Origin of the sequence: Legionella hackeliae, from assembly GCF_000953655.1 — a bacterium.
Classification (GTDB): Bacteria; Pseudomonadota; Gammaproteobacteria; order Legionellales; family Legionellaceae; genus Tatlockia; species Tatlockia hackeliae.
Genome location: NZ_LN681225.1, coordinates 1,088,356 through 1,101,738, shown reverse-complemented (window position 1 = coordinate 1,101,738; position 13,383 = coordinate 1,088,356). Strand labels below are relative to the sequence as shown.

The window sequence follows — 13,383 nt, the reverse complement described above, 5'->3', positions numbered from 1 at the left end:
CGAGCGTTTTTTTCCTATCAGGCTAAAAATTAACTCTTGTTAAAAGTTTAATTTTAATCCAATCACTCTAGGACAGTAATAATATTATGCAAACAGGTACAGTAAATCGTTTCAATAAAATTAAAGGTTATGGTTTTATCACTGCAGATACTGATGGCAAGGAAGTATTTGTTCATTTTTCTCAAGTTCAAACACAAGGCTATAAGGAATTAAAAGAAGGACAACGTGTTAGTTATATTTTAGAGCATGGTGACAGAGGTGAATTTGCAACTCAGGTGAAGGTAATTGATTAAATAGTTTTTTGAAGACAAGCAAAAGAGGCTGTGTACATGTTAGAAACTCGCAAGTTAAGTATGGCGTTTGGTAAAAAATCCTTATTTCAAGAAGTTGATTTGATATTATTACCTACCAACAGGTATGGAATCGTGGGGGCAAACGGAACTGGTAAATCAACTTTTTTAAAAATTTTAGCAGGTGAAGAATCTTCTACCAATGGCTCTGTTGAAAAAGCAAAAAGTCTTAACATTGGCATTTTAAAACAAGATCATTTCCGTTATGAGGAAGATCGCCTCATAGATGTGGTAATTCAGGGAAATAGTATTTTATGGGCAGCACTGACTGAAAAAGATAAATTATATGCAAGTGAAAAGTTCACCGAAGAAGATGGATACCGACTCAGTGAATTAGAAGAAATTATAATGCAACAAGAGGGGTATGAAGCAGAATCCACCGCCAAAAATTTATTACTTGGGTTAGGTATCGCCGAAAAATATCATTACGGCCCTCTGATGGCCTTATCAGGAGGCTATAAATTACGTGTCTTACTTGCGCAAGTTCTTTTTCAAAAACCCGACATTATGTTGCTTGATGAACCGACCAACCATTTAGATATTGTATCCATTGCATGGTTGGAACAATTCTTAAAAACATTTTTTACTGGTTTGCTAATTTTTATTTCGCATGACCGTGGTTTTCTCAATAATGTTTCTACCCATATCCTTGATATTGATTACGACACGATTCTTAATTATCCAGGAAATTACGATAAATTTGTGGAAGCGAAAGAGGAAAGGCTCTTTCTGAAACAATGTGAATTAAAAAATCAAGAAAAGAAAATTGAAGCCATGCAAACCTTTGTTGATCGTTTTGGAGCGAAAGCGAGTAAAGCAAGTCAAGCAGCTTCCCGGCAAAAAATGATTGATAAAATTCAGTTGGTAGAAATAAAAGACTCAAACATTTTTAAGCCCTTTTTTAATTTCCAACAAAAAAAGCCAACAGGTAAATCGGTAATTAACGTTTCTAATATCCATAAACAATTTAATGAAAAAATATTATTGAGGGGTGCAACATTCGCTCTAAATCGTGGTGATAAATGCGCAATTATCGGCCCAAATGGCATTGGCAAATCAACGCTATTAAAAATTTTATTAGATGAACTTAAACCCGATCAAGGTCAATTTGAATGGAGTGAAGCTGTAAATGTGGGCTATTTTTCTCAAGATTATCGGACGCAATTAGACCCGGGACAAACCGTTTTGCAATGGCTTGAAGATCATGTTGTTGCATCATCACAAGAAGTAAGAAAGGTATTAGGTCAAGTGCTCTTTCGAGGCTCAGATGTCGATAAAAAAATTGCTATGTTAAGCGGTGGGGAATCGGCCAGATTAGTCATGGCAAAACTAATTTTAGAAAAACACAATTGCCTTATACTGGATGAGCCGACAAATCACTTGGATCTGGAATCCATAGACGCATTAATCGAATCGCTACAAGCATTTCCTGGAACTGTACTATTTGTTAGTCATAACCGCCATTTTATAGATAGTATCTCAACACGCGTTTTGGTTTTAACTGAACAATACGGCGCACAGAATTACTTAGGAAATTATAAAGATTATTTAGAGCAATTTGGGAAAGATTATCTTGCTACAGCATAACCTTTAAGCGAATTATACCAAGATACATCGTTTTCTCTAAATTTTGAGGGTGGCTCGTTAAAGCCACCAAGAGCAGAAGACTAAGGAATTAAATTTCGTATACATCGGATGGGTGTGTTGAGCGCTACTTTAGTATTGGTGAGTTGAGCACCATTAGAAAAATTCTCCCCCCAGGCTAATGCTCCTGAGAACTCAGTAGAGCTCCAGTAAAAGATATTACTAAATCCACCTATACCGTTTTGAGCTAAATTAGAATATAGATTTTGCAAAAGGGGTGAGACTTGGGTCCCGCAACCAGAACCGGTGCTTGTTTCATCGTAACCCATCTCGCATATAGCTGGCAGGAACCAATCCGAAAAACCCTGGCTAGTTTTGTTTAAACATACCTGCGCTGCTGGATATTGACCGACAGGTGTAGCCAAGGCATTAGTGTTAGATAACCCATTTGTAATATTGTCGGCAGCCGTGTCATTAGCTACCGTCGCCCAAACGTTATTGACTCCTACATCGTCGAATAGGTCTGCTACTTTTCCTCCGATACTTCCAGCAGTGGATGTGTTATCATCCACCGAAAATAAAAATCCCCCCTGATAGATACATCCATAACTTAATATCACCACATTGGTTGAGACAGTATTCGAATTATCTGCTGTTACCTGAACCACTCCCGGAACAGGAGCTGTACCGGTTGAACAAGGATTAGTGCCATTCGATGTTGCTGTGTTGCCGGGGGTTATTGTAATTGTACAAGAATCACCTGCTCCCAAACTAGCTCCGCAGGTTGTTCCGGCTGAAGTCCCTGATGGAAAAGTGGGTAAACTCACATTAAGATTAAAAGCAGTAAAAATTCCGGTATTTGTAATAGTAATTAAGCGTGGATTTCCAGTTAAGGCCGCATTAAGCCCTGTATTATCCACAGATAATGCCAAATCAGTGACGCTTGTTGTTAATGTTGTCGTATTCGTAACGCAATTTACGGCTACGTTTGTTATATTTGCTCCTCCCATAATTCCGATTCCATTGGTCACATTACACGTTTGAGTGCTAGGTTGGGTACTTACCGTAACATTATAAGGGGAGCCTTGAGCTACGGATATTGGGAATGTAAATGGACCATCACTGCTTATGGCTAAATCGTCTGTAGCATTATTTTGCAGGACAACCGTACCAACTAATCCAGATACTGTTCCACCAACCGTAAAAGCATTAGTAGCACAAGTGATTTGAACATTAGTAATATTCGTTGTGCCTATTGTTCCCGTGCCATTGGATACTGAACAAGTTTGTGTGGCTGGTTGAGTGAGAATAGTCACATTGTAAGATGAACCCTGGGCAAGTGGTGTTGGAAATGTAAACCCACCATTGCTATTTATAATCAAAGTATCCGCCCCATTGTTTTGCAGAACTACGGATCCCGACAAACCTGAGACCACTCCACCCACGGTGCGGGTATTAATTGAACACCTTACAATCACATTGGTAACATTCTTGTTACTTATCCTCCCAGTACCATTACTGACGGTGCAGGTCTGATTAGCCGGTTGAGTCTGAACCCTCACTTGATAAAAGCTTCCTGGAAGCAACGCAGTGGGAAAGGTAAATGTACCATCTGTATTTCTAGTTAAGATATCACCATCGTTTTGCAAAACGAGAGTACCTTGAAGACCAAAAATAGAACCACCAACAGTGTATTCATCAGCCCCTTTGGTAATATTTAAAATATTTTTAAAACTCGGTTGATAGCATTCCAGTAAACTCCCCAGTTGACATACCTGAGGTCCTCCGTTTACGTTGCCTATTAATGCCCTACCTACAACGGTCAAATTTAATATACAGGATTGCTTATAACGTAATATAAATGGATTAGGACAACTACCTGGAGTAGTAACCTGTCTAATACCACGAATATTTTTCATCGCTAATGTATGTGGTCTATGGGATTGATTGGTCACTTGATATTTCACAATAGCCGTATCCGAGCTGGAAACAGTTAGTGTGGTTGGGGTTAGAGGAGCAAAAGTCCATGGTGGAGTTCCTGCATAACTAATGCTTATCACAATAAGACCGAGCATCAGCGCAAATGCTTTACAAATATAGCTTCTCAATGTGTGTCATCCTTGTGCAGCTTCATAGCTGCTTATCATGCTATATTAATTTATATTTCTGATCAAAAATTATTTAGAATCTGAGGAACAGTTCTTCTCTCTCCTCCTTGTATGGTTTAATTTAAAAAACTACTCCTTATCAATCATAAAGCTAAGGTTTGTTTTTTTTCCACTTCATTTCAATTTCAAGTTCACATTCATCACTCGATTCTTCATACTCGAATTCAACGTGAATATCTGCTGGTACATAAATGCGTTTGTTGTTTATTTGTATTTGAAAGCCTTTATTATGCTCAATAGCATCTGCAATTCTTCGTAATTTATTTGCAATTGCTAATGAACCATAAGTTTTTTCCAGCTCTATTTCATTTCCATCAGTCATAAAACCTCCTTAATAATTATTTTAAACTGACCTATCCCCTAAATTCGTACCACTTTTATGATGAGATTGCTTATCCTATGCTACCTTCCTTGCGTATTCAACAGGCGACATATAATTGAGAGAGCTGTGAGGTCGAACATTATTGTAGTGTTTACGCCACTGTTCAATCTCAAATCGTGCTTCCTCCATCGTTCGAAACCAGTGCTGATTAAGGCATTGATTTCTGAATTTCCCATTTAAGCTCTCAACAAACGCATTTTGAGTTGGTTTGCCTGGTTGAATAAACCCTAAAGTGATATTCGTTTCTTTACTCCAGAAAAACATCGCTTTACTAGTAAATTCTGTACCATTATCACAAATTACTTTAGCAGGCTTATTTCGCTGCTCAATAAGTTGCTCTAAAAAACGGGCTACTTGCTTACCACTGATTGAGGTAGATACCAACTGGCCAACCAACTCACGAGAATAATCATCTACCACGTTCAATATCCGAAATCGCCTTCCATTACTGAGTTGATCAGATACAAAGTCCATCGACCAGCGTTGGTTTGGTGCAAAAGGAACGTCCATCGGTTGGCGAGGACGAATCAGTTTTTTCCTTTTCTTTGTTCGAACCTGAAGTCCCTCCTCAGTGTATAATCGGTAAGTATGTTTCTTGTTCTTAACCAAACCCTCTGCCTTAAGTAATCCATGAAGAAGTAAATAACCATAGGCCGGATATTGTGCGGCCAGAGCTTTGAGCCGTGCTCTGAATTGCTCATCCGTACGTGGTTTACATTGATAACGAAACGCTGTTCGGCTCAATCCTGCCAGCTTGCAAGCCACTCGCTCACTTAACTTAAAGAAAGATATTAGGTGCTGGATAATCGACTTTCTTGCTGCTGGCTTCACCACTTTTTGATAGCACATCCTTCATTGCCTCTAACTCCAGGAGCTTATCTGCCAACAGTTTTTTAAGATTAATATTCTCTGACTCAAGCTCACGAAGACGCTTCGCTTCATTCACTTCAAGACCAGCATACTTGCTTCGCCAATTGTAAAACGTTCCTGTCGAAATTCCATAATCTCGACAAATCTCTTCTACCTTTATACCGGCTTCATGGGATTTGATTGCTTTGATAATTTGTTCTTCTGTATAACGTTTTTTCATTCTGAGATCTCCATTGATTGTAGTTTATCGGAAATCTCATCAATGTCATGGTCTTAGTTCTGGGGGATAGGTCATTTTGCGGTAGACTAGGATTATTTAATTGGTGAAAATAGTGTTGGAGCAAAAACCGAAGAGATATCGTTATCCTTTAGAGATAATCAGCATTGCGGTATGGAGTTATCACCGATTCAATGACAGCTACCGGGATGTTTCAGAGCGGCTGCTGTATCGTGGGATTGAAGTGAGCTATGAGACAGTCAGTCAATGGTGTATCAAATTTGGTCCTCATTTTAGGCATATGATTAAGAAGCGAGAGCCAAGGCCATGCCATAAATGGCATTTGGATGAGCAGCAACTGCGCATTAACGGCGAGATTTATTATTTATGGCGTGCCGTGAATGAGGATGGTTTTGAGCTGGATGTGTTGCTGGGGTTCTAGCCCGGAACCGGCAATTTCCGGACGGTTTTTAATCACATTTATCTTTATAATTTATAAAGATGTGAAACTCGTGATAGCTAAAAGATTATATGCGAGAAGGTGCTAGTTCTCGTTCAATTTCCTGTAGGTAGGTCATTGTTTTATCAGGTGTAAAAAACAAATGTCTAATAATATAGACTAAACCCAAACTTAGGACGTCTGATATTTGAGTGACTAGAGAGAGTTCAAACCAAGATGGTTCATTCTGCTTGATAATTTCTAATTGAGCTTTGATATATAGCGAATTCTCTTGGCTTATAACTTCCTTATCGGTTAGTTGATATAATTGAGTGGCTGCATCAAATCTTTTGTTCCATTGAGTTGAGTTTGTTTTATTATTCGTAACTTCCGTGTGCAGCCTCCTCAATAATTCAACTATTTTCTGTTTGTTTCGAAATTCTCGTAATCCAATTTTCTGGGGTTTGGCTTTGGGTTCTAAAGATTTTCTTAGATTACTAGACTCTGTAGTCAAGCTGTAGGAAACAGATGGTTCTTTGTTTGAGGAGACCTTAAGAGTCTCAGAAGAGCTAAATTTTTTAACGTGCTGCCCCCTAATATAAGAAAGCACCTCTGACACCAGCATTTTTTCAATAGATGCAAAATATTGACTTTTTTCTATCAATTGTCTATTTATATTTTTGAGCGCCTCTACTGTGTTTCTATTGCTCAACAATCTAGAGATTTCTTCCTGTTTATATTCCACATTGTCACAGCGATAAGTTGGTTTGATTAAAAATCTAGCCAATAATAGTACTTCTTGACCTGAAGTCCCTTTTAAAACCATTTCTGAAACTTCTCGTTGAACTGCTTTTAAATATCCTCTAGCAAAATCTTTTTTATGGCTTACACATTCATAAGTTACCAGTTTTTTAGCAGACATTGCCTCTGCTAATGATTGATCTCCCGTAACACCTACGATATCAGTAGCTATAAGAGGTAACACTTGCATTGAAGAAAAAGGCATTGATTTTGAATAAAGCACACGATACTCTTTGTGCTCCGCGCCATGATTGTCACCTTCATAAATAACTTTTTCATCCTTACTGTTTATATCAATAAAAGAAACTCTAGTGTATCCTTTTTGAATCAAGTCTTCTTTTAACCTAGTAAGAGCTTGTAATTTACTGTTAGAGTTCTCTCCAATACAAAGTACATCCTGAGATTTCGCAGAATTTCCCATCAACATGACATGTTCTTGCAAGAAAAATTGTACAGGGGCATATTTCTCACCTTGTGTAGTTTCTTCTTCAGACTGATAAGACTTATAAGGTATACTATTGGTATAAAAAGTGGGATATTCATTTCTATCATGACTGTATTGATAACTAAAATCACGTTGTTCACGCTGAGCCAAGTAGGATTCAACATCTTTACCTAGATATGATTGTATTTTTGGATCTAATCCTTCAAAAGCATTTTTCAAAACTTCCTGACTAATCATTTCTCCTGCTGTTGCAGCCAGTAATGCAGGACTTGGTATAACCCCTACATCCCCCCGTCCATTATCAAAACCTCCTAGAACTCTTAGTAAGGATTTACGATTGACATCATTATCATATTCAGGCATTACAATTAGAGGAGGTTTTGCCCCTTTAAATGAAAGCTCTTTTTCCCAATCAAAGTGAGAATAGCCAGCCTCAATACAGCAATTGATTTTATGATTTTCTTCCTTAAATTCCGAAATTTTTTTAACCTGTATATTTGGATTAATATCTTTTACAAAACGGCTAGCTATTTCTTTGTTTTCATCATCCTTTACTACAATAATGACAACTTCAGTTTTTAATTCTTCTAATTCGGATAATTTAATAAATTTTTGTATGAAGTCTGCAATTTTTACTGTTTGAACAACATCCCCGCTTCCGTCGTAACATTTCGTAGTAAACAAACAAATGGCCATAATATAATCTTTTAAAGATAAATATTGCGTCATTGTAACAAAAAGTGTGTTTTTTGAGCAATATATGTATATAAAATACATATAACAAGGAAATGGTCCATCATCTCTATCAAAATCAGACACTTTCACTTTTCAAGCATCAGATCAGTCTAACTATATGATATTTACATAAAAATTAATATTTCTTTCGATTTTTTTATCCAATTTAGCCCACCTTTCAAAGATATCCTGTTCAAGTTTAGGATCAGCAAAAGACTCCTCTCCAGGTTTCAATCCATAGGCTTTGTCGCAAAAATATTTTTAGACTACGAGCGGGCCCCTACATTAAGACCTCCGCGCTGAGGGGCCACTTGGTTCCATTATTTATACAGGGAAGTATTTTATTTTACTATCATAAACCGGTTGGGCATTATTTAAGGACAATTTAGAGTAAATTTCCAGCGATGCACGACTTTCATGACCAGAGTAAGGTTGTAATAATGCATCATCTACACCCTGTTTCTTCATCCAAGTAAATAAAAAATGTCTTAGCTTGTGCGGTGATATGGAATGCTCAATACCTGCCTTTTCTGTATATTGCGCTAATATTTTTCTGATTCCACGATCCGTATAGGGTTTTTTCCATGAGGATTCAAACAGAAATGTTTGCTTATTCTTTTTCGCATTATCAACATGAATCGCCAATATTTCCCTAAATGCAGTTGGATACGGAACTATTCTGTCTTTTTTCCCTTTTCCTCCATTAATTCTCATTTGACATCGATCAAAGTCAATATCAGATAATTTAATGTGTATCAGCTCTGTTACCCTTACTCCTGTATATAATAGCGTTTTAATCATTACCACATGTTGCATATTCCGTGATTTCCACACGGCTTCATAATATTTTGCAATTTCCTCTTCAGTTGGAACCTGAGGTAATTTTTTAGTTGTACTAGTATTAACCTGAATATTCAGATCCTTCCTAATTTGTCTGAAAATCTCTCTTAAGTAATTGTAATCAGGATGTTCTACTTTAAGCAATTTGATTAATTGCTTCGCTTTCTCTTTGACTGGCGTTTATATGGGTAAAGTCCTCATTACCTATCATTAGGCGCTTTGCTAAATCTAAAAGGAAAGTGCCATAAGGATTAAAATGTGAATGAATTAGTGGAGATAATGCTCTGTAGTCTTCTGGTGTCGGTCTATTGCGCCACATGGGATCAGATAAAATTTCTTGTATGAGCAATGTGTTGATGTATACGGCACAAGCCTGTAGAAGATCCAGACATAAAATAGACAGTTCTTGCTCTTCTGGATCATTGCTATTCACCTCTCCAAGCTTGCCGTAAAAGAAAAAATTCATGACACTATTTAAACGTTCAACAATGTTGACGCCTTCATTGATTTCTATTCGTAACTCTTCATGTTGCAAATACTCGCATAAGAAAATTGTTTTGGCTGCTTTTCCTATTTCACAAAGAGCCTTGTAGGCAGGATGTTTGTAATTATCTTTGCTAAATCGCTTGATAAACACATCGGCCTCGACAAGTCCGGTTTTAAGCGCCACTAAATGCTTAATGGCTTCATCATAATGCTCTTCGATATGCTTCCATTGGATGCTGTCTTTCAGTATGTTCGTTAAATTGGTATAGACGTCTTTATCTGAATCAGAAACCATATACAATTTTTGCTTATGGATGTTTTTAAGGCGAGGTAAGATTTTAAAATCAAGCAACTTGCATGTACCAAATCCAATAGTGCTTTGCCCATGAGTATCGACGTAAGCTGCATTCAGATCCATTTTAGTACTGTGTTACAGTACCCCCTTGATCATCGCTCCCACTTCGGATGAAGTACATGTTTTACTTTGTGAATAAATACAAAGAGCATTGGTATCAACGTGCCAATAGAGCATGATACCATGCCCCTTATACCGACCGTGCCATTCATTGATTAGGTTTTGATCCCATGCATTTAATTTTTTTGAGTCACAAGCAACGGTAGTCGTTGCAGTCCCAAAAATCGCAGGATCGCGGATACTAATTACCGCATTAATTACCTCTCTGATGGCTAATCTGACGTTAGTTGGATTGATGAAGCGGCGCTTGACATAATGCAGCTCAGCTTCACTGGCATCAGGATTAGCGATGCTTATCCTTTTTAATCCTGTATTGCTGCTGATGGCATAGAGGCTTAGCAATAACCGCATGACCAAATGATCTGCTTCCGGATTGGAATATTTTCCTACTGTTTCTAAAAAGTCTGTAAAACCTATGCGAATATTGGTTTCTTTAAAAGCGTCAATCAGATTGGTATACCCCCATCTTTTGATAATTTCATGGTGCAAATCGATAATGTTTTCTGGTATTTTTTGCGGTAGAGATGGGCTAATTTTTATATGCCCTCCCTTTTTATCGGAAAGCGTTACTTTATCATTATTTAAAATAGTTCCATTTAATGAAGATAAAGCCCGTGTTACTTCATTTTTGAGCGAAGCGATAAACTCCATCACATCTATTGGGAGACCCAGTTCCTTATAATATTTCGCTTTGTTTTCACAAAATCGGCGGGTGTATCTTTTTTAGGGTCACGATAACGATAACCCTCATCAAGCCAAATTCCCTTATAATTGAGTTTTTTTCTCACTTCATTACAAACAACCATCTCATAGTTCAGTTTGTTAACAACGGTGGAATGATTTGATTTAAGAATAAACAGATAGCTCGATAACAGAAGATTGCATATCGGTAAAATGATGAGATAATCATGCCGTTCTTCTACGGACTGAAAAAAAATCATAACCAGGTCATTCGCACTTATAGAAATGATTCGATGTTCGACCACAAAATCAAGCCAATCATTTGGAATAACATGGGTTAATGGTGCTTGCTCATCTCCCGCGTATAAATCTCCTGTCGCATTTCGATGCTTGATAATAAACTCAACTGCAGAAAGCAATGCTTTGCCTTCATCATCGTGTGCATTAAATTTTAAAAGAGATAATAAGTCGAGGAGTTCAGTCCTGCTGCCATGCGAATATAAAGAGCGCATTTTAGTTCGAACTTGCTTCTTATACCAGTGACCACGATGACTTAAGTCCTCTTTTAATCGTTGGAGCGTCTTTATATCAACCACAGGATAGATGGTGTCTTTAATTACCCCATCAGGATTATCTCATGAGGTTTCAACTAATTTAAATAAAATATCAAGCTTTCCTTCTACTCGCTTGATCTCTTTAACAACAGTTTTGTTCACATAATTTTCAGACGATTTCTCAATTTTTCTGAGTAATTTTACAAATAAATCACCAAGACTATCTGCTAATAACTCCCCGCGAATATGGCAAAATATGGTGACCATGGCATATTTTGCGCACTCATCCAATTCGTTGATGTGGCTAGGGGAATAGGCCATAATTCGGTCATAACATTTGAGCAATATTTTTCTGGATAGGCTTGTTATAATGCTGTCTGGAAGCCATAAAGGCAGAATTGCCTCATATTTTTCAATAGCAAATTGAACATGCTTGAGTTTAGCTCCAGGAATTCCTTTTTTTAGCGTATTTAAGTTTATTTCTTTGCTGCGCTGCTTTTCATTGAGCTGTTCAAGTGCACGATTCAAAATCGAATCGATATATTCTTTATCTTTTTTGCTCAACCGACTAACTATCCTCTTAAACAGTTGCATTTCAAACTTGTTTCTTGCTGAATCCAGATATCTTTCTTGCTGTTTATCAGAAAACGGTTCTATTTTAGCTGATTGATACCATGCTCTAATCGCAACTGCTATCTCATGCTCTTTAGGCATTTTAGGTAAATGCTCTGAAACAAGCCAGTCAATAAATTGAATACTGTCTGCATCTGTTGGTTCTCTGTATCCAAAAATCTTTCGAATAGCCTGCTTGAATCGCTTTACTGTTTGGTGATTGGTATCATTTCATGAAAATAACAAGTTTCTGTTTTAATTTCATCTGCCATAATTTTAGATAAATAAGATACGAGGCCGTTATGTGTGTCAGGTAACTTATGTTTTATTTTGTAGTACTGCAGAGTACGGCAAACAGTAACTGATTTCTGGCACCATGCTTGCCCATGATCATTTTAAGTTCAGCAGAGGTTATTTTAAAATCTTCGCTGCCTAAAAAATCGATTTCAGTTTCATTTAGATTGATTTCTAAAGGAGTTCCTATAATACCTTGAGTAGCTACTTCACTGCGAGAATATTAAGATAGAATTTAAAATATGTAAGATTTGTGATCAATAAAAATTAAAATAATAGACACAAAATAATTTTAGGAACTTTAAATATGGTTAAAATTAGCTTGGTAATCTGTTCAGCTCGGAGTGATTGTAGTCACATAAAATGAAATTTGCAGGCTAGTAAACAAAAGACGAAGTTCGAATCGAAACGATGGGCTGGCGCTTATCTTGATTTTTAATTATCGAGTAATTCTCGACCCATTAGATCTCATTTAATTCTTTATGATTTGAAAGCGGATCCAAGTGGCCCCTCAGCGCAGAAGTCTTAATGTAGGGCCTATATACAGTCATAACTACGCCATTGACTTACTTTAATTCAACTTATATACTTTAATCATCAAAGAAAAATAAGAATAGCTATGATTTTTATTGAAACTCCATTTTTTACAGAAGACGTGAAAGAATTGTTATCTGATGAGGAATATGCTGAGTTTCAAGAGTATCTTGCTGATAATCCTTTAGCTGGAGACTTAATTCAGCAAACCGGCGGGCGAAAGGTTCGATGGTCATCTCAAGGCAAAGGGAAGCGAGGCGGTGTTAGAATTATTTATTATTATGTAACTCTTGCTTCACAGATAAGACTTTTACTTATTTATAAAAAAGGTATTCAAGATGATCTATCTTCAGATCAAAAGGAACTGTTACGGCAATTAAATGAACGGTGGTAATCATGGATAAAAATTTATTTGAACGATTATACGAAAGTATGACTCAGATGAACGAAATTATTGATGGTGAGCGTGTTCCTTCACGTGAGTTCGTAGTGGATGCTGTTCATGTAAAAGAAATTAGAAAAAAAACAGGTCTAACCCAAGAAAAATTTTGTCATTTAATCGATGTAAATATTGGAACATTAAGAAATTGGGAGCAGGGAAGAAGAGAGCCAACAGGTCCCGCAAAAGCTCTTCTTCGCGCAATAAATAAAGATCCTGAACATGTATTAGCAGCATTAGCTAGTTGATAATTGATGTTTTAACTATTTCTATAATGCCGACAGTGTCGGCACAATTCAGAAAGAAGCTTTTAATTAAAAATAGGGAATCCGAGTTTACAATAAACTATATTATATAATTTTACTTTGCAAATTCGCCACAGAGCGCGTGGCAAATCTACACTATTTGAATAGGATTATTTGAGCTTGATTTTCCACCGAGCCTTAATGGAAAAAGAAGCGCGAGTGTAATGTTAAA

Annotated in this window: 12 protein-coding genes and 1 pseudogene; 5 read left to right on the top strand and 8 right to left on the bottom strand. The window is 37.0% G+C overall.

The genetic code is table 11. The annotated features are described in order from the left end of the window. Positions 1 to 86: 86 nt before the first annotated feature. Positions 87 to 293 (top strand): cold-shock protein, encoded by a 207-nt coding sequence (locus tag LHA_RS05065; protein ID WP_045105571.1) that lies wholly within the window; start codon positions 87 to 89, stop codon positions 291 to 293. A gap of 36 nt (positions 294 to 329) precedes the next feature. Next, the gene (locus LHA_RS05060; RefSeq protein WP_045105570.1) at positions 330 to 1,937 is read left to right on the top strand and encodes an ABC-F family ATP-binding cassette domain-containing protein; all 1,608 of its coding nucleotides are present in this window, start codon (positions 330 to 332) and stop codon (positions 1,935 to 1,937) included. Positions 1,938 to 2,017: 80 nt separating this feature from the next. Here LHA_RS05060 and LHA_RS05055 read toward each other — a convergent pair whose 3' ends face one another. The 3 genes from LHA_RS05055 to LHA_RS05045 all read right to left on the bottom strand — a co-directional run bounded on the left by LHA_RS05055 (position 2,018) and on the right by LHA_RS05045 (position 5,574). Next, complete coding sequence (locus LHA_RS05055) at positions 2,018 to 4,042, bottom strand: hypothetical protein (RefSeq protein ID WP_052673594.1); 2,025 nt, start codon at positions 4,040 to 4,042, stop codon at positions 2,018 to 2,020. Positions 4,043 to 4,193: 151 nt separating this feature from the next. Continuing rightward, positions 4,194 to 4,424, bottom strand: a complete 231-nt coding sequence (locus LHA_RS05050; RefSeq protein ID WP_045105569.1) for an amphi-Trp domain-containing protein — start codon at positions 4,422 to 4,424, stop codon at positions 4,194 to 4,196. 75 nt (positions 4,425 to 4,499) lie between these two features. After that, positions 4,500 to 5,574 (bottom strand): IS3 family transposase gene (locus LHA_RS05045; protein WP_102046632.1). Its coding sequence is split into 2 segments (ribosomal slippage): positions 4,500 to 5,322 and positions 5,321 to 5,574, totalling 1,077 coding nucleotides; the frame shifts between segments, so codons are not numbered across the junction. Positions 5,575 to 5,677: 103 nt separating this feature from the next. Between LHA_RS05045 and LHA_RS05035 the strand changes: the two genes are divergently transcribed. Next, complete coding sequence (locus LHA_RS05035) at positions 5,678 to 6,013, top strand: DDE-type integrase/transposase/recombinase (RefSeq protein ID WP_052673593.1); 336 nt, start codon at positions 5,678 to 5,680, stop codon at positions 6,011 to 6,013. 85 nt (positions 6,014 to 6,098) lie between these two features. Here the strand turns inward: LHA_RS05035 and LHA_RS05030 are convergent, their stop codons facing one another. The 5 genes and pseudogenes from LHA_RS05030 to LHA_RS05015 all read right to left on the bottom strand — a co-directional run bounded on the left by LHA_RS05030 (position 6,099) and on the right by LHA_RS05015 (position 11,741). After that, positions 6,099 to 8,075 (bottom strand): hypothetical protein, encoded by a 1,977-nt coding sequence (locus LHA_RS05030; protein WP_147292316.1) that lies wholly within the window; start codon positions 8,073 to 8,075, stop codon positions 6,099 to 6,101. A gap of 240 nt (positions 8,076 to 8,315) precedes the next feature. Beyond that, complete coding sequence (locus LHA_RS05025) at positions 8,316 to 8,975, bottom strand: tyrosine-type recombinase/integrase (protein WP_231861981.1); 660 nt, start codon at positions 8,973 to 8,975, stop codon at positions 8,316 to 8,318. Beyond that, positions 8,968 to 10,443: pseudogene (locus LHA_RS17265) on the bottom strand (transposase). The gene LHA_RS05025 and the pseudogene LHA_RS17265 overlap by 8 nt, the downstream one beginning before the upstream one ends. A 5-nt stretch (positions 10,444 to 10,448) precedes the next feature. After that, a complete protein-coding gene (locus LHA_RS15955) occupies positions 10,449 to 11,069 on the bottom strand; it encodes a hypothetical protein (protein WP_052673590.1) in 621 nt (206 codons plus the stop codon). 39 nt (positions 11,070 to 11,108) lie between these two features. Then, a complete protein-coding gene (locus tag LHA_RS05015; protein WP_045105564.1) occupies positions 11,109 to 11,741 on the bottom strand; it encodes a hypothetical protein in 633 nt (210 codons plus the stop codon). Positions 11,742 to 12,552: 811 nt separating this feature from the next. On the opposite strand from LHA_RS05015, the gene LHA_RS05010 reads away from it, so the two are divergent. Then, a complete protein-coding gene (locus LHA_RS05010) occupies positions 12,553 to 12,861 on the top strand; it encodes a hypothetical protein (protein WP_045105563.1) in 309 nt (102 codons plus the stop codon). 2 nt (positions 12,862 to 12,863) lie between these two features. Next, positions 12,864 to 13,154 carry a helix-turn-helix domain-containing protein gene (locus LHA_RS05005; protein WP_045105562.1) on the top strand — a complete coding sequence of 97 codons (291 nt, stop codon included), beginning with the start codon at positions 12,864 to 12,866 and terminating at the stop codon, positions 13,152 to 13,154. Positions 13,155 to 13,383: the final 229 nt, after the last annotated feature.